The organism is Seonamhaeicola sp. MEBiC01930, from assembly GCF_045277075.1.
Lineage (GTDB): Bacteria > Bacteroidota > Bacteroidia > Flavobacteriales > Flavobacteriaceae > Seonamhaeicola.
Map to the genome: position 1 here is coordinate 509807 of NZ_CP104270.1, position 23819 is coordinate 533625.

At 33.5% G+C, this 23819-nt stretch carries 18 protein-coding genes and 1 tRNA gene; 1 reads left to right on the forward strand and 18 read right to left on the reverse strand.

What is annotated here, in order from left to right; translation table 11 throughout:
* Positions 1-2: 2 nt before the first annotated feature.
* The 17 genes from N1F78_RS02400 to trxB form a co-directional block, all read right to left on the reverse strand.
* Positions 3-1460 carry an arylsulfatase gene (locus tag N1F78_RS02400; protein WP_406684596.1) on the reverse strand — a complete coding sequence of 486 codons (1458 nt, stop codon included), beginning with the start codon at positions 1458-1460 and terminating at the stop codon, positions 3-5.
* A gap of 36 nt (positions 1461-1496) precedes the next feature.
* The gene (locus N1F78_RS02405; RefSeq protein ID WP_406684597.1) at positions 1497-2729 is read right to left on the reverse strand and encodes a glycosyl hydrolase 53 family protein; all 1233 of its coding nucleotides are present in this window, start codon (positions 2727-2729) and stop codon (positions 1497-1499) included.
* 23 nt (positions 2730-2752) lie between these two features.
* The gene (locus N1F78_RS02410) at positions 2753-3283 is read right to left on the reverse strand and encodes a GDSL-type esterase/lipase family protein (RefSeq protein ID WP_406684598.1); all 531 of its coding nucleotides are present in this window, start codon (positions 3281-3283) and stop codon (positions 2753-2755) included.
* 316 nt (positions 3284-3599) lie between these two features.
* Complete coding sequence (locus tag N1F78_RS02415; protein ID WP_406684599.1) at positions 3600-4775, reverse strand: hypothetical protein; 1176 nt, start codon at positions 4773-4775, stop codon at positions 3600-3602.
* Positions 4776-4799: 24 nt separating this feature from the next.
* Positions 4800-6266, reverse strand: coding sequence for a RagB/SusD family nutrient uptake outer membrane protein (locus N1F78_RS02420; protein WP_406684600.1), 1467 nt, complete (start codon positions 6264-6266; stop codon positions 4800-4802).
* A 16-nt stretch (positions 6267-6282) separates the two neighbouring features.
* Positions 6283-9255, reverse strand: a complete 2973-nt coding sequence (locus tag N1F78_RS02425) for a SusC/RagA family TonB-linked outer membrane protein (RefSeq protein ID WP_406684601.1) — start codon at positions 9253-9255, stop codon at positions 6283-6285.
* 245 nt (positions 9256-9500) lie between these two features.
* Complete coding sequence (locus N1F78_RS02430; RefSeq protein ID WP_406684602.1) at positions 9501-13565, reverse strand: two-component regulator propeller domain-containing protein; 4065 nt, start codon at positions 13563-13565, stop codon at positions 9501-9503.
* Positions 13566-14186: 621 nt separating this feature from the next.
* A complete protein-coding gene (locus tag N1F78_RS02435) occupies positions 14187-14282 on the reverse strand; it encodes a TraM recognition domain-containing protein (protein ID WP_406684603.1) in 96 nt (31 codons plus the stop codon).
* Between the two features lie 247 nt (positions 14283-14529).
* Positions 14530-16125 (reverse strand): type IV secretory system conjugative DNA transfer family protein, encoded by a 1596-nt coding sequence (locus tag N1F78_RS02440; RefSeq protein ID WP_406685657.1) that lies wholly within the window; start codon positions 16123-16125, stop codon positions 14530-14532.
* Between the two features lie 24 nt (positions 16126-16149).
* Positions 16150-17178: a MobB family relaxase gene (gene mobB, locus N1F78_RS02445; protein ID WP_406684604.1), complete on the reverse strand. Its 1029-nt coding sequence runs from the start codon at positions 17176-17178 to the stop codon at positions 16150-16152.
* A gap of 31 nt (positions 17179-17209) precedes the next feature.
* Positions 17210-17584 (reverse strand): BfmA/BtgA family mobilization protein, encoded by a 375-nt coding sequence (locus N1F78_RS02450; RefSeq protein WP_406684605.1) that lies wholly within the window; start codon positions 17582-17584, stop codon positions 17210-17212.
* A gap of 440 nt (positions 17585-18024) precedes the next feature.
* Positions 18025-18222 carry a hypothetical protein gene (locus tag N1F78_RS02455; RefSeq protein ID WP_406684606.1) on the reverse strand — a complete coding sequence of 66 codons (198 nt, stop codon included), beginning with the start codon at positions 18220-18222 and terminating at the stop codon, positions 18025-18027.
* 16 nt (positions 18223-18238) lie between these two features.
* Complete coding sequence (locus tag N1F78_RS02460; RefSeq protein WP_406684607.1) at positions 18239-18688, reverse strand: JAB domain-containing protein; 450 nt, start codon at positions 18686-18688, stop codon at positions 18239-18241.
* 75 nt (positions 18689-18763) lie between these two features.
* Positions 18764-19102 (reverse strand): single-stranded DNA-binding protein, encoded by a 339-nt coding sequence (locus N1F78_RS02465; protein ID WP_406684608.1) that lies wholly within the window; start codon positions 19100-19102, stop codon positions 18764-18766.
* A 375-nt stretch (positions 19103-19477) separates the two neighbouring features.
* Entirely contained in the window at positions 19478-20743 is a 1266-nt protein-coding gene (locus tag N1F78_RS02470; RefSeq protein WP_406684609.1) for a site-specific integrase, read from the reverse strand.
* Positions 20744-20971: 228 nt separating this feature from the next.
* A tRNA-Pro gene (locus N1F78_RS02475) sits at positions 20972-21046 on the reverse strand.
* A 96-nt stretch (positions 21047-21142) separates the two neighbouring features.
* A complete protein-coding gene (trxB, locus tag N1F78_RS02480) occupies positions 21143-22123 on the reverse strand; it encodes a thioredoxin-disulfide reductase (protein ID WP_406684610.1) in 981 nt (326 codons plus the stop codon).
* Between the two features lie 187 nt (positions 22124-22310).
* Between trxB and N1F78_RS02485 the strand changes: the two genes are divergently transcribed.
* Positions 22311-22784 (forward strand): hypothetical protein, encoded by a 474-nt coding sequence (locus tag N1F78_RS02485; protein WP_406684611.1) that lies wholly within the window; start codon positions 22311-22313, stop codon positions 22782-22784.
* Here the strand turns inward: N1F78_RS02485 and N1F78_RS02490 are convergent, their stop codons facing one another.
* Complete coding sequence (locus tag N1F78_RS02490) at positions 22785-23819, reverse strand: isoaspartyl peptidase/L-asparaginase family protein (RefSeq protein ID WP_406684612.1); 1035 nt, start codon at positions 23817-23819, stop codon at positions 22785-22787.

Genomic DNA, 23819 nt, shown 5'->3' on the forward strand with positions numbered 1-23819 from the left:
TTTTAATTTATCTTATTTAATTGCCATTTATCTTTGGCCTTATAATTTTGCTTTTTCCCTCCATATGGGAATCCAATCGTTTTAGTTGATGATTCCATAAACAATTTTTGTATTTCCTTGATAACCTCTGGGTATTGGGCGGCAATGTCTCTTGATTCTTCAGGATCGGATTCTAAATTATAAAGTTCAATCTTATTATTGACCCCATAGCGTATTGCTTTCCAATTCTCTTTCCTAATTGCCTGCCTAAATCCACCGGCTGGTAATTCTTGCCACCAGCCATCTAATTGAAATTCCCAATACAGGTAATTATGTTGTGACTGCTCCTCGCCCAATAACTCGTTAAGAAATGAAATTCCATCCACATTACTTGGAACCGAGCTTTCCGTTAAATCACATATTGTAGGAAATACATCCCATAGAGTGGCCACATGATTAGAAGAAATATTTGGCGCAATTTTGCCTTTCCAATATGCAATAAAAGGCACTCTTATACCTCCTTCATATAAATCTCTCTTGTAACCTTTTAAAGGACCATTACTATTGAAAAAATCATGGTCATGCCCCCCTTCATTATGTGGCCCATTATCGCTAGTGAAAAGAACAATTGTATTATCTAATAGATCGTTCTTTTTTAAATAATGGAACAACCTCTTTATCTGGCCATCCAATATTGTAATTCTACCAGCGTGCTGTCGCTCAACTTCGGGCCAACCTCTATCTGCATAAATCTCATCATCATTGATATCACTTTCTGGAGTATGTGGTATTTTATATGACATCAAAAGAAAGAAAGGATTGGTCTTATTTTTATTAATAAATTCAATAGCCTTGTCAGTTCTAAGCTCATCTCTAGAAACATAATTCTTAACCCAAACATCTTCCATTTTTAAAGGTATTCCGGATTCCCATATATAAGTAGGATCATTTGGCTTGTCACTAAAATTATTCCACTGTCGATGAAAAGTATAATCAAATCCTCTATTATGGGCCCAAGAGTAGATACTATCGGGATTTTCTAAATGCCATTTTCCAATAATACCAGTTTTATAACCAAGTCCTTTTAGCTGTTCACCAATAGTCTTTTCTTCCCGTTTTAAAGGAACTCTATACCAGAGATTATTATCTCCAATACCACTATTCCCTCTAATGGAAATATGTCCAGGATGCTTACCAGTCATCAAAACAGCCCGAGAAGGAGAACAAACACTATTTGCATAAAATTGTTCAAATTTCATCCCTTCACGAGATAAACTATCTAGAAAAGGTGTCTTTATTACTTTTTGACCATAACTACCCAACTCTCCATACCCCATATCATCTGCCAAAAGAAAAACTATATTGGGTCTTTTATGACTTTTATTAATGACAATTTCATCCTTATTGATCTCCTTACAACCAATGGTAAGTGTAAAAAATAAGAAAACTATTATGCCTTGAAAAATTGTGTTATAATTCATAATTCTATCAGTTAATTCATTTTAAATATATAAGACCTAATAATCCATAATACTAATTTCATTCATCCAATTCACACCATCATGTAAATTATAGTTAAAATCCCAAAAGGCTTTATTTTCCCAGGAGGATCCTACTCCCCATTGATCTGGATAAATTAAGCAATCTGAACCTACCCATTCACCACCCCAAACAATTAAACCTAAGCCTCCTGCATTTATTAGCTCTTGCCCAAAGTCTTTAAGGTATTCTTTCTGAGTATTGGTAGTGGGAGGGTTCTCATATCCAACCGGTATATTGTTTGCTCCTAAAATATCAACGTGAGTATCATTCCCTCCTGTCGTAAAAAGTTGAGCTGTTTCAAGCATTAAAAAATCCTTATTGTATTCATCTTTTAACCAATCAATAACTTCTGTCCAATTATTAAAATCCCCAAGAGAGTGCCATCCATGGTAATGAGACAAAGCCATAACATCAAAATCTAAACCGTGAGGCATATGTTCACTTAGCCACCATTTTAAATTTGAAGCTCCAAAAATATGACAGACTCTTTTTATAGATGTGTCATATTTTGCGTTAATGTCGTTAACAGCTTTTGTCCCAGAATTTAACAATGATACTGTACGGGCAGCATTATATACTGCTAAATCGTTCTCCGAAATATTAGCTTCTAGTATTCTCCAATTAGTTTCGTTACCTATAGATACTATTTTTGGCACCAATCCAGATGACACATAATCCTCTAATATTGAGTAGGTGTGCATATAAACTGAATCTTTTAATTTTTCAATATCCGTAACTATGGACTGCCAATTTAAGGGAGCTACATAATTATTGAGTTTTTGATTTGTTTCTAAGGCCATAGAATGGTAACTAAAAGTTAATAACGTATTTAACCCTGCAATTTTTGCTCGTTGTATACCCAATTTAACATTCTCTGGAGATCGAAAATCAGGATCAGGATATCCTTGTGAATATTGATTTGCAAAAGGTGGTAGGTCTATGCGAAACCGCACCATATTACCCCCATGATCAAAAATACTTTGAAAAGGGTCTTTTGGAACCCCATTTTCCTTATAAATCACATTTCCATAAGCCTCTATATGGCTTATGAAACCCATTGTGGTTCCTTTATAGAACTCATTACTATTTTGACTAGGAAGTTCATTTTCAGGAACTTCTGCTTCTATTTTAGAATCGTTTGAACAAGACAAACAAAGAAATATACTCAAAACTCCTAAAGTGCTTAAAATTTGTCTATTTACAATCATTTTATTGAATTATTGATTGGATTCTAATTAGCGAAATAGGTTCTTATGTTATTTACCCAGAAACTATATCCAGATTCATTAAGATGCACGCCATCCGTAGAATACTCCATATTCATCTCATCATTATTAACAGCAAATAAAGAATGTAAAGGAATTATCGTATAAGCATTATTGCATTCAGCCTCAGTTAAAAAAGTATTAGTTTGTTGAATTTTTTTAATCAATTTTTCCGTTGTTGTTGGTAATATAGTCTGTACAAATATTTCAGTACTAGGACTTCCCTTATGAATCTCATTTACTATTCTTAGAATATTTTCATAAATCTTTTGTGATGTCATGTCTTCTCGAAATAAGTCATTAATTCCTATTAATATATAAACTTGACTTGGCTTATAATAAATAAGTTCTCCAAGTCTTGCTAATACGCCATCTGTTGTATCACCTGATATCCCTCTGTTTTTTACTTTGGAGTTATTTAATCTAACTCCCCAATCACCACCCTGTTCTGTGATACTGTTCCCAAGAAAAACGATATCACCTTTTTGCAAAGGCATTTTTTTGAATTCGGCTATTCTAACTGGATAATGAGTTTTTGCCCATTCGGAATGCGTCGCAATGATAAGGTCACTGGATGGATAAAGACTATCTGAAAAAGTTTCTGTAGTTTCAATTATTTTTTCCGAATCCGACTGACTACACGCCTGATAAGATAGAATGCATAATGAAAATAATATGGATAATATGTTTCTCATATAAATGATAATTTAAAAATCTATTTCTCAAAATAATGTAAAAATTGTGAGAAAAGGGTTCATGTTTTTATATATGAACCCTCTTCAAACTTCAACTAACTCAACTAAAACTACTTTGTTATTCTCTTTTTAAACTTACGTTGTCAACAAATACTTGAGAGTCTACCCAAACCTCACTACTTTCTGAATCAGTCCATATTTCATTCTCGAAAGCAAATCCAGCTTCATAAGTTTTAAACTGGACAACCATTTTCTTTCCTAAAAGAGGCGACCCTTGTGGAATAGTCAGGCTATGAGTAAAACTAATAAAATCGTCCAAATCAATTTCTGAGCCTAAACTATTAGACTGTTGATCTAAAACAGTAATATCGGTAAAATCACCTTCTTCAGAATTAAACACTATAACTCTAGAAAGGATAAAAGTCTCATATTGAGCTCCAGTCCAATCTGCTAAACTGGTTCTAATACTACCATCGAAGCTTAAAATATAGGTGGAACCTGGATGAACTCCTTCTCCAAGTTTTTGCCAAATACCATTCGAATAATTGTTAACTATCCCAGCATAAACACCGTCAGTTGTGGTGACTAATGAAGGGTCATCAGATGTACTAACAACTCCAGAGCTTACACTAGCCCAACCATACCTATTTCCTGTAAAATTCCAATTTGGAATTAAACTAAAATCAGTAGTAGAAAACCCAGAACCTTCAAAACTTGCATTAGCAATTGGTACGTTAAATGCACCAATAATATTAGCTTCATATGCGAAGGTTGCTACGGTTAATAAAGATACTGCATCATTCAATTCTGATTGTGTATATCCACCAGCATCAAGAAATGATTGTGCTTCATTTATAGCTGCTAAAAATGGAGCTTTTGAGCCAGGTTTCACATTTCCTTCGTTTTCCCCTTCCTCAGTTGCGTTATATAAAAAATTTGCTTCCGAAATGGCATTAACCAATGTACTAGTAAACGGTACCATCTCATCAAAATAGTTAACTCCAGCACTTTGAACTACTTTGTAGGCTTCATCTATAGCATTTTGAGAGCTATTATTGTCATTGAAAACATCTAGAGCGGCATTTATTACCCCTAAATAAACATTTTTTGAACCGGCATTATACTGTCCCTCCTCGGTCCCTTCAACAGTGCTAGTTATTTTTTGATTAGCTTGTTCTATCTCATATCCCAGATAGTTTCTAAACGTATTATCTAAATAATCTTCGTTCTCTTCACAAGACATGGTACTAAAACCAAATATTAATAATAAAGAGTATATATATGCATATTTCATAATTCTATAATTTTTAATTCGTTATTATATCCCTTCATTTTGAGTTAAAAGTGGGTTAGCGCTTAAAGCAAGTGCTGGAATAGGTAAAACTAAATACCTCTCTGCACCAAAAGTTTGCCAATCTGAAGATTTCGATTTAATATAATCAATCATCATATCATACTTCATCCGCTTCATATCACGTTTACCGTGTCCTTCAAAATACAACTCCCATCTTCTTTCATTAAAGATTTGATCATGTAAGGTTGATTGATTAAATAATCCTGGATCTAGATCCGAAACCCCAGCCCGCATACGTACCTTATTAATCTCAGCAACCGCACCGGAAATATCGCCTAGATTATTAAGGGCCTCAGCTCTCATCAATAATATATCAGCATAACGAATAAAATAATAATCATTTCCATTTCGAGAACCCTGGGATGCTGGATCCGCTGGGTGTTTTATTATCATAACTGGGTCTTCCAAACCGGCATTTCCATCAGTTGTAGAATAAAAAAGACCATTCCTTCTTAAATCACCAGATTCAAACGAGTTGTAGAATTCAGTAGTAGCTCTAATACTCCCTCCCCAATCATTATAATGGTCATAATCATTTATCTCGCTTGCTCTATAGAGATACACATGAAATACCTGTGCAGGAATATTTGGGCTAGTACCGGTAATGAAAGGCATAGTCCATAGACTTTCCACATTTTTAAACCCTTCATTATCCAATGAAAATATGTTGAGATAACTAGGATCTAACCCATATTCGTTTGAATTTATAATTTGTTGAGTTATGGTAGCTAACTCCTGCCATTTTCCCTGTTCTGCATAAACTTTAGCTAATAACCCCTGGACAGACCCCTTAGTTAAGCGGCCATATTCTGATTCACCTGCTCCCACTAACTCTGATTTTAAAGGAAGTAATTCTATAGCCTTTTCTAAATCGGATTGGATTAAAGCATAATTACTCTCGACCGTTCCTCTTGGAATCTCCACTCTAGTGTCATCTGAATCCGTAATTTCGGCCATTGGTCCAAACCAGTTAAGCATAGTAAAATACCCCATAGCACGAAGACCATAAGCCTCACCTAGAATTCGAGACTTTGCCGATTCATCTATTGTCATATCTGGAACCCTTTTTAATACTAGATTTGTTTTCCCAATCATTTGCCACATTTGAGGCCATATACCCCAAGAGGTAAAGCTTGGGTTTGTGCTGGTCCAATTGGTGTATTCAGTGTAGGGTGCAGATCCATTATAACCACCTGCTCCATAATCAACACCCAAATCATCTACAACATATTGCCAAAGACCATAGCCACCATTAAATGATGTTGCCGTTTGATAGTACGCTGCTCTTATAGCTACCAATGCATCCTCTTCAGTATTCCAAAAACTAGCATCAGTTATTGTTCCTTTAGATTCTTCTTTCAGCACATCTTCTGAACAACTGGATATTACTACTATAAATAGTAAACATGTTATTTTTATAATATTCTTCATCTTATTTTTTTTTTAGTTAAAAAGAAGCATTTAGACCAAATGTAAATGTTCGCGAATAAGGCCTTAAATTCCACGATGCATCAAGGATAGATGCATCAGGATTTACACCTGAATAATCAGTAATAGTGAAGATATTTGTTCCAGACAAATACATTCTCAAATTTTTAAACGCAGAATCTTTCTTAAAATCAAAAGTATAGGCTAATGTTATATCTCTTAAGCGAATAAAACTAGCGTCTTCCATAGCCCAATCACTTCTTACCAACGCTTCAGTAGGAGCTTTAGTCAAACTAGGGACATCATTTGATGGATTATTAGGTGTCCATCGATCTAATGAACTTGCAAGTAGATTTCTCCCGAATGCAAGAGCAGGGTATGTTAGTGCTACTTTATTTGTATTAACAACAAGTTTATCAAAAACACCTTCTATAAAAAACGATAATTCGAAATTATTATAATTAAACCTATTGTTAAAACCTGCAGTATATTCTGGGTTTGCACTTCCTAAGTATTGTAAATCATCTTGATTTATTAAATTGTCATTATTAATATCCGCGAATTTAGGGTCTCCTGGGCTAGCCCCATATGCAGCAGCTTCGGTTGCCTCACTTTCTTGCCAAATTCCAGTAAAATCATACCCCCACTGAGCGTTTAATGGGTAGCCTTCCTGCCTAATTCCAGTCAACCCATAATTTGTTGATGCTATCCAGGTTGGGTTCCAAGCTATTTTATCACCATCTAAGTCTAAAATTTTGTTTTTATTTACTGACAGCCAAACCCCAGGGTTCCATTTTAACTTACCATTAAAGAAATCAAGATATAAATTTAACTTAGCTTCTACACCTTTATTTTCCATAACCCCTTTATTTAAAGTAATGCTAGAAAACCCTGTTTCAGTAGGTAATTGTCTATCTAATAGAAGGTCTTCAGACTTTTTATTATACACGTTTATTTCTGTATAAAAATTGTTGTTTCCAAATTCCAATCCAATATTCAATGTACTAGTTTCTTCCCACTTCAAATCTGGGTTTGGTTTGTACAATCCTACATTTTGAAGCCCATTTGCAATAACCCCAGTATAAGCTGGAGTAAAGTCAATTAAATTTTGGGTTCTAAAAGAAGGAATATTAGCATTTCCTGCTGAGCCATATCCCGCACGAATTTTAAATGTTTTTAAGAAGTCAAATTTTTCTTTAAAGAAATCTTCTTGATCTAAACGATATGCCATACTAATAGAAGGAAACAATCCCCACTTTTCGTTTTCACCGAATTGACTCGCACCATCTATTCTATAACTTGAAGTTAAAAAGAATTTTTTGTCATAATCATAATTTATTCTCAGCAATCCAGAAATCGTTTTTTTCTCGATCCAATCACTGTTTAAAGTTCTATTATCAAGACCGGCATTGACATTAAAATAAGAAATCCCTACGTAAGGAAAGTTTTCTGAGGAAGCGCTAAGCGTTCTTCCTCTGTATGAATAATATGAACCACCTCCCATTAAAGCCAAGGTATGCTTATCAAAATTTTTATTATATTTTAGAAAATAATCAGCAAAAATCGTCTTTTCACTTCCTTTAGAAAGGGATCCTGCAGTTGGCTCTTGAGAATTAAAAGTCGCTTTAGAACGCTCAGTGAAATTTTCTGGGCTTTTTTGCTCTAATCCTCCAGTTAATTCCAACCTCAACCCATCAAAGAACTCATATGTCAGACCTGCATTTATACGAATCGTATTGGTTTCACTAAAATTTTTTATAGCTGTTTCATCAAACAAGGGATGAGTTACCCAACTCATATTATCACTGGCGTGCTGACTAAACTCTCCAGATTCGTCATAAACTGGTGAAGATGGCGAAAACCTTAAGGCATCCTCATATGAATTCCTTACATTATTCCTATTTTCATTGGTAAAATTAAAATTGGAATTAAATGAAAACCTTTTCTTTTCGAATGAAAGTTTCGCTGATGTTATTAACCTTTCATAACTTGATGGTCCAATAACACCATCACCTAAGAGATAACTAGCAGATACGTGATACTTTACGCCTCCATTCACACCTGATACCGCTAAATTATGTTCCTGATTAAAATTGCTATCATTAATCAATTCTTCTTGCCAGTCTGTATTTGGTAAATTTCCTATTTCATCAAGACTATGTGGAGCATCACCTGGACCAAAACTACCAATCTGAAGGTTTGGATCATGTGCCAAGTCCAAATAAAACCGAGCATATTGATCCGCATTCATCATATCTATGGTGCGGGCGACAACTTGAGTTGACAGCTTAACACCATAATCTATTTGTACACCAGAAGTATTACCTGTCTTTGTAGTTATAAGAATCACTCCGTTTGCACCCCTAGATCCATAAATAGCAGTGGCTGAAGCATCTTTCAAAACATCGATCTGCGCAATGTCATTAGGGTTTATTGTATTTAAGGCAGCTGTTCCTTCGACAGGAAAGCCATCGATTACAACAAGCGGTTGACCAGCCTCTCCACCTTGCAATGAACTTGCCCCCCTTAAAATAAATTCTGGAGTAGCTCCAGGATCCTGATCATAACTATTAACGTATAATCCAGTTACCCTTCCCTGCAACATTTGACCAGCGTTGCTAACATTACCTAGATTCAAATCCTTTGGTTTTACAGATGAGACGGCTCCCGTTAAATCACTTTTCTTGACTCTTGAATAACCAACCATTACTACCTCATCAAGACCAAAGGCATCTTCAACTAAAACAATATTAATCTCATTTTGATTATTTATTTTGATTTCTTGGCTGGCAAACCCTATATATGACACTATCAAGACAGCTTCCTTACTAGAAACCGTAATCGAATATTTCCCATCAAAATCTGTTGTCACACCGTTCGAAGTACCCTTAACCAAAACAGACGCCCCTGGAAGCGGCTGATTAGACTCATCTGTCACTGTTCCTGTTATACTTTGTCCAAAGAACAAAAGCGGGATTAAATAAAAGAGCATAAAACAGCATAATTTACGCTGCATAAAATGCAGAATCCTTAGTTGATTTCCATCCATACTTAAAAATTTTTAGTTTGTTTTAAATAATTATTTTGTTAGTTCTAGATAGAACAAAATAGACTAGCGTTCCATCCAAGTGCAAGTAATCAAATTTCACAAAAAAGAAAAGGGTAAAAATTCATTTGATATAGGGGTGTGTTTTCGTTGAAACAGTTCAAAACCCCTATTTACATGCAGTAAAGAGCTTATTTCTTAACAATATAATCCGATGGAACCTTCCCAAAACGTTGTTTAAATAGTTTACTAAAATATTTTCTGTCCGAATACCCCACATGATAAGAAGCGTCAAGAACTGTAAAATTCTGTTCTGCTATAAGTTTTTTTGCTGTTTTTAATTTAAAGTCTCTGACAAATTCGACATATGTCATGTTGGTCAAGCTTTTTATCTTCTTATAAACAACGGAATGACTCATTCCTAATTCACTACATACAAAATTAACCTTGAGATCTGTAGAATTCATGTTTTCTTCTAAAATTCTTATTAATTTACTCATGAACTCCTCATCTGACTTATTCAGTTTCAACTCACTAATAGGAATAAGTTCTTTTTTCCAAAATTTTTCATGTAATAACTCTCTATTTTTAAGGATATTTTTTATTCTACTTTTTAATAACAATTCATTAAAGGGCTTTGTTATATAATCATCTGCACCTATTTCAAACCCTTCAACTTTATGATTAAAAGATGCCCTAGCTGTTAATAGTAATATAGGTATATGACTGGTCCGTAAATTAGATTTTAATTGTTTAGTTAACGAAATACCATCCATGATAGGCATCATGACATCACTAATAATTAAATCAGGAGGATTACTTAAAACGAGTTTAAGAGCCTCTTCTCCTTGCGATGCCTCTAGAATATCAAACTCATTTATTAAAAGTTTAGCTATGTAATCACGTATATCCTTATTGTCTTCAACAATTAAAAGGGTTTGGTTTTGTTCTTTATTAATACTATTCTTTGTAACTGTGGCTATTGCCGATTCTTCTGTATCCCAATTTACAAAATAGTTTTCAAGAAGTTCATTACTATTTTTACCATGAAAAATTTGGTCGTCTGTAAAATGCTCTCTGCCCTTTTTCAATTTAATATTAAAGATTGTTCCTTCTCCTTTAACACTATCTACACTAATCTCACCGTGATGTAATTCTATAATTTCTTTTGAAATGGATAAACCTAAACCAAATCCATCATTACTATTTTTTCCATCATTTTTGGTTTGATAAAAACGATTAAAAATTTTGGTAAGTTGACTTTTAGCAATTCCGACTCCTCTATCTTTAATTTGTATTTCTATGATATCCTCCTTTTCAAAAACAAAAAACTCAACAATACTAAAAGCCCCAGTAAACTTAAATGCATTTGACAGCAAATTATATAGTACTTTTTCAAGTTGGTTTTTATCAAACCATACTTCTACCTCTTTTGAATTGGTTTTAAAAATAAAATCAATTCCTCTTTGCAAAGCCAATTCTTTAAAAGAAAGATAAATCTCTTCGCAAAACTCTATTAAGTTTTGATTAGAAAGGTATAATTTTACTTTGTTGAATTCTAATTTTCGGTGGTCTAACAACTCATTAACAAGGTTTACCAACTTGTTCCCGTTTTTTTTTATAGTATTTATTGGATTAAGCTGTTCATCCTGTATAATTTCTTTGCCTTGCAAGAGCCCATTAATTGCGCCTAAAATTAAAGTTACTGGAGTTCTAATATCATGTGATACATTAGTAAAAAACTGTTGCTTAAGATTATACAGTTCAATGTCTTTTTCATGAGTAAATTTTTCTAATTTTAAATTTGTTTTTAACTGCTCCCATGCAATAGTATATTTCCTAAATAGATATAAAGCTAATAAAATCACAAAAACATATAATATTATGGCCCACCATTCTAACCAAAATGGTTTTAAAACCTCTATATTCATAGAAGTATATGTATCTCCCCATATACTCCCTACTTCTCTACTTTTTACTTTGAAATTATAACTGCCATGTGATAAATTTGTATAGGTCACTGTTCTATCATGGCCTATATTTCTCCAGTTTTTATCAAATCCCTCCATTTGAATGGCATACTCACATTTGGAAGAAAATGGAAACTGTAATGCTGCGAATTCAAAGGTTATTACATTTAAATCATGTTTTAAGGTTAAGCTATCTGTATATATAATGTTCTTTGTTAAAACCCCCTTTTCATCTACTTCTAGTTCTTTATTAAAAAGTTTAAAGTTGGTAATTGCTACTTCCGGTTGAATATTTTTTTTAAATATCATTTTGGGATCAAATCTTAAAACACCACTTGTGGTTCCAAAATATAGCATCCCATTTTCATCTTTGAATACCGAGTTTATATGATACTCATTATCTAAAAAAGGGAAATTCACAAATTCTTGTAAATTATAATCGTATTTAAAAACACCCTTCTTTGTACTAAACCAAATGTTTTGTTCATCATCTTCAACAATTCCTGTTACTGTTTGATAACGAACCTCATCCGTGGATTCAAATCGGTTGATTTTCTTGTTTTTGATATCTAAAAGGTTAATACCTCCACCAGATGTCCCAATCCATAAATTTCCTTTAGAATCTTTTAGCAGACTTAATACATTATCACTACTTATAGTGTTTGGGTCATTCTCATCGTACTTATAATGTATCAATTCCTTTGTTTTTGTATTGAAATATTCAAGACCTCCACCAAATGTTGCAAGCCACAACCATTCCTTATCTTTAACTATATAAATTATGTTATCACTGCTTATCGAGTTAGGATCATTTTTATTCTCCCTAAAGCTTCTGAATCTTTTAGTGTTTGAATTAAAATAATTAAGTCCACCTCCCCAAGAAGCTACCCATAAATTGCGAGCTTCATCCTCAACAACACATCTAATATCATTAAAACTTATGGACTCCACATTGTTAGAATCATGTTTATATTGGACATATCTATTATTTGTAAGGTCAAAATTTATCAACCCGTTAGCAAATGTTCCTAGCCAATACGAACTAGTTTTGCTTTCGGTAATGCTTTGCACATACTCTCCTCCAACCGAATTATTTAAACTAGCACTGAAAAGATTAACATCTCGATTTTCTAAATTAAAAGCAGTCAAACCTTTACCATCAAGCCCAAAAAAAAGATAGTCTTTATTTTTATATATTGACAAAACTGGAGCTGGGTGTTCACCATCAATATCACTAAATAAAAATTCATAATCCATTTTTGGTTTCAATATGTTTATTCCATTCCAAGCTGTCCCAATCCAAATATTAGATTCATCATCTTCCATAATTTCATATATTGCATTACCAGACAATGAAGATTCTACTTGTTGATTATAATCATAGTTCTGTACTTTAAGTCTAAATTTATCTTTGTATGGTATTTTAATTAAGCCTTGACCATCTGTACCAACCCAAATATTGCCTTTGTTATCTTTATAGAATGATCTAACTATTTTAACTTCTTTTCGAAACGGTGACAATTCATCAAAAAAAACAGAGAACGTTTGAGATTCTAAGTTAAATAAAAGCAAACCACTACCACTAGTACCAATAAGTAATGAGCTATCATCAAGTTTGATTATTGCATGAATGAAATCTGTAAATAATGTCACATCAGATTCAATATTTTCAAATTTTTCAGTTTCCTTTCTAAACATATTCAATCCTCCTCCAAAAGTTCCAATCCAAAAATTCCCTTCTGAACCTTCATAAATACAAGTCACACTATTATGTTGAATTGAATTTGGATCATTAATCTTATTTTTATAGGTGATAAAGGACTTATCATCTTCATTGAAAACACACAAGCCATTTTCAGATCCAATCCATAGATTTTCATCAGAATCTTCAAACAATACATTAAGTTGGTTTGATGGAAGAGATTTAATATCTCCGGGCCTATTTTTATAAATTAAAAACTCATCATTTAAAGGATTGTATAAATTTAAACCTCCTCCTAGAGTAGCGATCCAAATTCTTCCCTTAGAATCAATAAGTACATCATTAATATTATTGGAACTTATAGAACTATTTTGACGGTTGTACACTTTCAATTCCTTACCATCATAACGATTCAAACCATTTTCAGAACCTATCCACACAAAACCATTTTCAGCTTTCACAATACTTGTAATTCTACTGCTAGACAACCCATTAGACTTGTTAATTTTTTCAAATATCTCCTGTGATTGGCTCAAAGAGTTGAGAGTAGACAAACAGAAAACCAGAGATAAAATAAATTTCATCGTTAATATTTTGTTCAGTATTTTCATTTTTAAAAGAAAATAATTGCAAGACCTTATCCTTACAAAATTGATAAAGAAAGACATATAAAAATAAGGTTTATTTTTATGATTTTAGAAAAAGACAATTCAAATTAATTTAATCAGTAAGTTTAAGTCTAATTAAAATATTAAAAGGGGTAAGAATCCATCAATAGAAGGTGCTTAAATCCGTTTATAGTTAAAAAGAGTTGAATTGAATACCCCAATGATTTAATACGTTAACCACCTAAATGTAGGCTACCCCTTTTAGGAGACCTCTAAATTCGACAAAAAATTGTACTGATCAATTATAAATAACGATTGTGCTTCGTTATGAACACTCTTAAAATTCCGTTTAATATCCTTTTTTGAATAACGGTATTTTACTTCCGGAAGCCCTTTTGGAATGTTCTGTAGTTTGAATTGCACTTTACGCCCCTGCCATCACTAAAACTTATAAACTCTCTAGGGTTTTAGTTTAAAGAATATATCTGCCCGCACTTTTGAGACTTCTTTTTCACCTTTGGTCACTCTCATATCAAAGTTTAGATTATGTCCTTTATTGATGCTGGTTGTTTTCATTTTAATGAGCTCAAAAAAGCGTTAGTAGTATTTTGCCGTATCAGGGTCATTCACTTTTCCGAAGAATTGATAGGATAGATTACTTAGAATAGCTTTACTGGCTTTATCACCATACATGATGCATTTTGAAATTTGTCTTGCATCACATAGACGCTCGCAATATTATATCTTCGTAATGTTGCCGGAATGCGACGCATATTTAATATTCGGATAGTTGATACTTCTTCCATCAATAGAAAAGAGGGCTTCCGATGACGTATACTTATTTGTTTGGTAATGGTATGCACAATAGTAAGCAATTAAAGGCGTATAGACCGTTTCAAATTTTGGTTTGTTTACAACAGAAATAATGCTTGGAGTTTCTTTATTTTCCAAATAAAGAATGAGCTTCTCGATAAATCCTTTTAAAATTCCTTTTAATATCCTTTTTTGCATAACGGTGTTTTACTTTCGGAAGCCCTTTCTGAATGGTCTGTAATTGGAATTGAATTTTACGATCCTCTCCATCTGTAAAACTTATAAACTCACCGGGTTTTAATTTAAAGAATGTATCTGCCCTAACTTTTGAGACTTCTTTTTCGCCTTTGGTCACCCTGGTATCAAAGTTCAGATTGTGCCCTTTATTGATACTGGTGGTTTCCATTTTAATGAGTTCAAAAAAACGCTCGTAATATTTTGCGGTATCCGGGTCATTCACTTTTCCGAAGAACTGATAGGATAGATTACTTAGAATAGCTTTACTGGCTTTATCTCCATACATGATATCGTTTTGAACTTTGTTCTGCATCACATATACAGTTGCTATATTATAGCTTCTCAATGTTGCAGGAATGCGATGCATATTTAAAAGCCGAATGGTTGAAGCTTCTTCCATCAGTAGAAAAGAGGGCTTCCGATGACGTATACTCATTTGCTTGGTAATAGTATGTACAATAGTAGCAATTAAGGGCGTATAGGCCGTTTCAAATTTTGGATAGTTAACCACAGAAATAACACCTGGAGTTTCTTCGGTATTAATTGCCAATGGTACATCATCGGCCGATAATACCATAAAGATACGTTTGGTGCTTATCTTTTTTAATGCATTGGCTAGGGTGCTTTTAACACCTGCTGTCTGTCGGTCAGAATCCTTACCGCTGATAAAAGCACTTGCCATTCCCTTTGCCGTTTTATTACTTTCCAAAAAGGCAATGAGACTGTCCGTATCTAAATGTTGATAGATGGCAATTAAATGTGGTAGTGTACAATACTTGGGATAAGTTGTCTTGAGCTTCCATATCAGACCGCCTATTAAACCTTCGGCAGCATCGGTAAAAAACTTACTGGAACTACTGGTTCCAGACTCCTTTTGTTCTAGTAAATTCTCTATGAGTACACGAGATACTTCATTAACACTTTCCTCATTTTCAATATACCTCGGTGCAATGGGATTGACACGATGATAAATAGTATCAAATGAAACCACATAAAAAGGAATGTTCTGCGCTTTAAAAAGTGGGTAGGCCATTTCGGTAATTTCAAAATCCTTATAGTCATGAATCACACCTGAAAAGCTATATTTAGAAAAGTGCTGCAGGAAATTATAAACGACACTTTCTGTTTTCCCACTCCCTGCGGATCCTATAATGGAGGCTCCTCTTTTGATATTTTGAATATTAAGCCTGCCTCGTTTTATTTTAAAATGGACCTTATACATGTCTTTAGAATTTGGTGACAGCCCTTTTTCATGAAGAAAGACATACATGAGTAGATTCATAAAGAACAATGGGCATCCAAACATTAGAACTGATTTACTAAAAACGGTAATCCTTCTATCGATTATAAATAGTCCGAAAAAACAACCTATGATTAGTATTGCATTCAGAACAAATGCATACCTAGATATTTTATATAAACCATAAAAAAGAGCTATTACACCAATTATGATGATGGTAATAGTTGTAAGGTTTAAGTTTTGCATAGTTGCCATATTTTAAATAATTCATTAGATACCGATAGATCCTGATTTTATGGCGATATCGACACCTTGTTTTAAAGTTCTAATTGTTTTCAAGGCAAGTTGCACCTGATTTGTTGGAATATCTGCTATTGGGACACCTGCCTTCCCTAGCATCTTAAAAGCAATGGCACGCTCATGGGTCGGTAATCCTAACAAACTTGAAAAATAAAGTTTAGGGTTATTTATAAAAACTTTTTTAGATTGATAAGATTCTGCATAATTACGTTTGTAGACGAAGGTCTTGTCGAAGGTTTGTTCTGCTTTGGTAAAAAAAGCATCTCGGTCAAAACCTCGTTTAACAAGCTTGCCATTAATCATGACATCCGAAACTTTGTACTTACTTCCTGGAGATAGGCTTGCGCTATTGGAAGCATCCTTTCGACTGACAATAATATGGATATGACTTTGATTGCCTGCTTTTTTCATGCCCTGTACAACCCGCTTTCCATTTTGCTGATGTGGAGCGTTACTCTCTAATTCCACTATTTCTTTAATATTCTTTTTGATACTCCCCTTCAACGTTCCTCTTTCTATTTTTCTATTCTCCTGCTTTAATTTCAGAATTTTGGTTGCATAGGGTTGATTTTCTATCACTTGTATATCGGTGCCTTTAAAATGTCGAGTGCGTTCTATTTTGGCGTAATACTTAATGTCATTAATGGTAATAGATTTGCCCTTTATTTCCCTATTAAAAGAGGACACATAGTCCTTCATCAAGGCACGTGTATAGAGTTTTAAATCGTCACGGCTATCTTGTAAATGTTTTAACTCATAAGCACTTGGATTTACTGTAATCGAGTAAAATTTAGGCTCGATCTTTTTGAGTTTTGCCGTGTTGCTATCTATATCTTTTATGATGTCCTGGGCTGAAAATTCATCACCATGTTGGTTGAAAAAATGTTCTCGCTCTTCGATTATTACACCTTCATTTTCTTTTTCTAAATACTTTGCAAAATCGGCTACACTTTGAGAAAAATTAATTCCTAATGTTTGAGCTGAAATACTTATGTACATAGTTTTAAATTTGGCCACATAGTGACTTTTATTATTTCTCTTTATAGCGTGGTATCTTTGTCCTTTTTTGTTCCTTTTCCAAAAGCAATGTTTTCTTTTTAGGCTCAGCTCCCTGAAATAAGGATTGCATCATAGCCACAGTGGGTTTGGTCTGGTTTTTCTCTATGTCCTTCATGATTGCTACCACCCCATTGATTCTTTTTTTGATAAGGCTCTCAAGGGTTTGCATTTGTGGACCTATGGATTCCTTTGGAGAGATGCCATTGTGTTCAAAAAACTCCAGCATATGTAGTAAGGTCATGGAATTGGACGCTCCCATCTTTTTACTGAATGCCCTAAATTTCTTTGCTGTTGAACATTTAAAACTGATGGTTGTAAATTGTTCTTTTTCATAACCTTTATCCATTTTTACTCTAAAAATCCTTTGATTTTATTGGGATGCCCGTCTTTTTACTCTAAAAACTAGCTAAAAACCCATGTTCATAATCTAAACACATTCCGCAATTATCTGATTTTAAAACAATTAGAAACAAAATCAAATATGTAACCTCGCGAAGCGGGTTACCCTCTTGCTATTCGATTTCGTTCGCTTTAGCGAACAAAATTTTCACACAACTTGACTAAAAAGTCAGTTGCTTTTCTTGGCATTCCTGCTATTTTAAAGGTATTGGATTAGTGTATGAAATTCAAATGGAGGTTAGTTTCAAATGGTTGGTTTTGGCTGTGAAAAATATGATTTTCAGAAAACGTTTGAATTTGAACGTCAGTTTTAAAATTGTTTAGGATAATTATTAAAAGAAATGACCTTTGGAATTTCAAAGGTCATTAGGCTTTTCAGTTATGATATTAGATGTTAAAAATATACCTATAGTTATATAGGTTTCTTGTAGCTTCTTCATTCAATAATACATCATAATCCAAATGATGTTCTTTTGCATAAGCTCTTAGGTCATCTCCATATTTTTGTTTAATCTCCCTTTTTGAATTGGATAATAAACGCTCTTGGGTTTCTGCATCCAGATTGTTATAATTTAAATAAATCATGACTTACCTATTTAAATTATAAAATGCCTTCATCAGCAAAACTATAATACTCACCATTGGGAACAATTATTAAATGGTCTAGCACCTTAACATCAAAAAAAGCAGCAGCTTTTTTTATTTTTTCTGTAAGTTGCTTGTCCGCCTCACTTGGTTTGAGTTTTCCACTTGGGTGACAGTGTGATAATATTACACCAACGGAAAGGGTCTTTAATATAACCGCAAATAATATGCGGATGTCTACTAATGTACCGGTAATACCTCCTGAAGATAATTGATAGATGCCCTTAATTTTATTGGAGTTGTTTAACAACATGACTTTAAAGGATTCTTGTAAGCCAATGGTATTTTTATCCCATGTATCAAAAAGTAGTTTTCCAGCATCAGCTGAACATTTGATTGCTTGTGATTTTGACATGGAAATTTTCTCTTTGTAACTCACCTGTATTTCGTTAACTTTGTCTTTCATTGTTATTTCTTTTTAGATTGATAATGAAAAAGAGGGTGTGTCTGTCGAAAGTAACACCCTCTTTATTTTTTCTCTTTACTCGCTATTTCCAAGTAATAATATTTCGTTAATCAACACTTCGGTTACATAACGTTTAACGCCTTCATTATCTTCATAAGACCTTGACATTAGCTTACCCTCTATAGCAATTTCTTTGCCTTTGTTCACATACTTTTCTATGACTTCTGCAGTCTTACCCCAAGCTACCAAACTGTGCCAATTCGTATCAGTTTGCTTCTCGCTTTTACCATTCTTGTAATGCTCATTTGTTGCTAATGACAAACTGGCTACTTTCTTTCCATTTTCTAAATTTGTAATCGTAGGTTCCTGTCCTACGTTTCCAATTAACTGTACTTTGTTTTTTAATGTACTCATGATTTAAATATTTAAAGATTAATAATTGATTTACTTATTATATCCAGAAGCGTTTTCCTTTTTTGATTTTTTATTCTGCTTCCTTTTTGGATGATTTGATATGATTTCATAATCTGATATTTTGATTTACTTCCCATAGAGCCTTCATCTGTTACCTTTTTTTGATGCCTGTTGTGATTCAAATATTCCAGTTTGATAAAGCCATATAAAAAGAGCGAGGTATGAGCCTGATTATGCTGGCGTTCAAAATGGAATGTTGTTGTTTTGCTGACAGAAAAAGATAAGACGGTGAGGACCCATAAGTGGATTAAATTAGTTGTGAAATTTAAACCATTAGGAAGTGGAATAATTTAAATAATAGAACTTAGTACAACCTTAAGCGGTTTTAACGATTTTAGACTCATCATCCTCTTTTCCAATTGAAACACTAAGTTTTTCTTTCAAAAGTCTTACATCTTCACTTATCTTTTGTTCTAAGACTCTTGCATATATTTGAGTGGTAGAAAGTTTCGAATGTCCTAACAATTTGGACACAGTTTCAATTGGCACCCCGTTGCTCAAGGTAACTGTAGTGGCAAAAGTATGTCTTGCAGAATGAAAACTTAAACTTTTTGAAATGCCATGCTTTAAAGCTATTTCCTTTATGTACACATTAACTTTTTGGTTAGAGTATACTGGTAATAGAAGCCCTTTATTTCGTTTTGGGTAATCTCTATATTTATATATTATATCCATTGCCCTTTCCAAAAGAGGGATTTTAACCGATTGGCTATTTTTCTCTCTTTGAGTAAAAATCCAGTAATCACCATCTATACCTTTCACTATACTTTTTTCATCCAACATTTTAACATCGATATAGGACAGTCCTGTATAGCAAGCAAAAACAAAAACATCCCTTACAATTTGATATCCTTTTCCCCTTATTGCCCCACTCTCAATTACACTAAGCTCTTTCTTTGTAAGAAAGGATTTTTGATGTTTTTGGAATTTTAATTTATATCTAGAAAATGGGTTTTTAGTTGTCCATTCTAAATCTAATGCCAAATTCATCATCTTTTTCAATCTTTCCAGATGCTTCATGATTCCATTATTGTTTAATGGTATTGCATTATTTAAAGAAGGGCTTTTACGCAGATATTGTTCAAAATCTATTATAAATTCGAAAGTCAGTTGTTTCAAATAAATATCATTCGTTTTCTTCCTCTTAGCGAGAAATCGCTTCAAATAATTTTCAGTAGTATAGTAATTCTTTAAGGTTCCGGGTTTGAGAACTCCCAGCATATTTTCATTATGAAATGTCACCAAATCCAATAATGTTTTATGTCTTTCGTCCTGCCCGAGAAACCTAGCTTTAATTCTTTTGGCCGTAACTAACTCGAAATCAGAAGATAATTGTTTATAACACTCTAATAGTTTAGCATATACCTGATCCAAATAATGATTCAAGGCCCTACCTTCTGGTGTTCTAGAGGCTGTTTTCTTGGATTTGGTATCCCAATAGGTAACCGATGTTTCTCGTTTTAAACTGATTTCAGCACGTTTTCCATCTACTGTCACACGCACATAAATCGGCGCTAAATTACCCTTTTTCTTGGCTAAGTTCAGCCAAAAATGAATACTAAAAGTTCTTGAAGTCTGCATACTCTCTCGCTTTAGGTGAATACTCGATTTGTTTACGAAAGTCAAATCGAAGCGAAAGTCAAACGCTAAGGAGTTACCAATGTAATGAAAAAATTCGGTATAAATTAGGTAACCGAGTAGGTAACTTTTGTTTTGATATTTTAGCTAATTATATGAAATCAATAAAAATTGAAATTACTGATAATCATATAATTAGCTTTTTTTTGATGTCTATTGACACCCAATTCGTCGGGATGACAGGATTTGAACCTGCGACCACACGGCCCCCAGCCGTGTACGCTAACCGGACTGCGCCACATCCCGTTTATTAAACAGTTCTCAAAGAAAACAATTTTTATTTTTTTTACAAAACAAAAAGCCAAAGTGAAACACTTTGGCTTTTATATATACTATTTTATTTTAATTATAAGTTGAAGTAGAAACTTCAAACGTTGCATCTTTAGCTGCTAAATAGCGTTCTGCATCAAGAGCTGCCATACAGCCAGTACCAGCAGCTGTTACTGCTTGCCTGTATACATGATCTGCTGCATCACCAGACACAAAAACTCCTTCTACATTAGTTTTAGAAGACCCGGGAACATTTATAATATAACCTGTTTCATCTAACTCTAAATAGTCTTTGAATATATCTGTATTAGGTTTATGACCAATAGCTACAAAAAATCCTGTAACAGGTATTTCATGTTTTTCACCAGTTTTGTTATTAAATACTCTAACCCCAGTTACTACCTGACCATCTCCTAAAACTTCATCTGTTTCAGTATTATGAAGAATTTCGATATTCTCTGTATTTCTTACTCTTGCCTCCATGATTTTAGAAGCTCTAAATTGATCCCTTCTAACAATCATTGTAACCTTTTTACAAAGTTTAGATAAGTAGTGAGCTTCTTCACACGCCGAATCTCCTGCACCCACAATTACAACTTCTTGGTTTCTATAAAAGAACCCATCACAAACTGCACATGCGGATACGCCTCCACCTAATTTTAAATATTTTTGTTCAGATTCTAAACCTAAATATTTTGCTGAAGCTCCTGTAGAAATAATTACCGTATCACAATGAATTTCTTTAGTATCATTTACCCAGACTTTATGAACATCACCTGAGAAATCTACTTTTGTTACCCATCCATCTCTAATATCGGCTTCAAATCGTTGTGCTTGAGCTTGTAACTGCATCATCATTTCAGGTCCAGTAACTCCATCAGGATATCCAGGAAAATTCTCAACTTCATTGGTTGTAGTTAATTGGCCACCAGGTTGAGTTCCTTGGTATAAAACAGGTTTCATATTTGCTCTGGCTGCATAAATTGCAGCTGTATAACCCGCTGGTCCAGAACCAATAATTAAACATTTTACTCTTTCTATTTCTTCTGACATTTTCTTATCTATTTATTAAAAACAAAAGTAGAATTTTTAGTAGAAACCTTACTTAGAAGTTATCAACAGTTTTTATTAAAATATAAACTAAACTTATTTTAATATTTTGGGTCTATAAAGTAAATATATTAAGTAGTTACTTATTGTTATTTTTTGTAACTTGTTGTAAACCAAAAAACTTACCAACATGAAAAATAGTGTAATATTTTTTGCAGTAGCCCTTTTTGTTTCATTTTCATGCAATCAGTCAAAGGCCAAGATTGATAAAACCGCTGAAAATAATAACCTGGAACCAGAACTTTCGTTAAGGGGTACCTGGGAACGCACAAGTTTTTACAATTATACAGACGATGTAGTTTCGGATACTATTCACCCAGATATAGAAGATAGACACATTAAAATATTTACTGAATCAAAAGTAATGTGGTGCCGTTTTATTCCAGAAGATTCAACGGATTGGTTTGGATATGGTAGCTACAACGTTAAAAACAATACTTTAACGGAAATTCTTGAATATGGTTGTAAATCAATGCGTGTTCATATTGCAAATGATAGTGTGTTTGTATTCAACTTAACTCTAACCAAAGACACTTACAGCCAAGTTAGGGTAGACGATGATGGCCACCCCGTTTTCGCAGAAAATTATGTGAGGGTTGAATAATTATTGTAAACCAAACATTTCAATAATATTTTCTCCAGATGATTTTTTATACCCCCTAAACATCCCCTTGGTATTAAAACCCCAAGACACATTTCCGTGTTTATCTATTAAAATCATACCACCTTCTCCTCCTAGCGTTCCTATTTGATTATAAATCACTTCATGCAACGCTTCATTAGGAGAAAGCTTTTTATATTGAATTAAATTTGAAACTTCATGGGCTGCAACCGTTCTAATAAAATATTCTCCAGTTCCTGTTGCAGAAATTCCACATGTTAAATTGTTGGCATAGGTTCCTGCTCCTATAATTGGAGAATCACCTATTCTACCATATTTTTTATTACTCATTCCGCCAGTTGAAGTACCCGATGCAATATTTCCGTTTTTGTCAATTGCTACAGCGCCTACTGTCCCATACTTACTATCTTTAAGAAAAGTATCAAATGTAATTTTATCCTTTTGTTTTCCTTTAATTTGTTTTAATTGATTATATCTTTTTTCCGTAAAAAAATAAGAACTATCTACCATTTCTAAACCAAAGGTTTCCATGATGTTTTCAGCACCTTTGCCAGAAAGCATGACATGGCTAGTACTATCCAGAACCATTCTAGCTGCCATAATTGGGTTTTTAACATGGTTAATTCCTGCAACCGCACCACTATTTAAGGTATTTCCATCCATAATGGAAGCATCCATTTCTTGATTTCCTTCACTATTATAAACTGAACCTTTCCCTGCATTAAAAAGAGGTGAATCTTCTAATACTTTAATTGAGGATTGAACAGCCTCTATGGATGCACCACCCATTTCAAGCACCTTATAACCAGCATTCAAAGCTTCTTGTAACTTAGCAACATAAGCTTTTTGCTTTTCTTCACTAAGAATTTCAGGTGTTATACCACCTGCTCCACCATGCACAACAATTGCAAACTCTGTTACTTCTTTTTGAGACGTTTTGGAATTGTTTTCAATAGGTTGTTTACAAGAAACTAAAACACCAATTAAGGAAACTGTTATAATTAGGTACTTCATCAT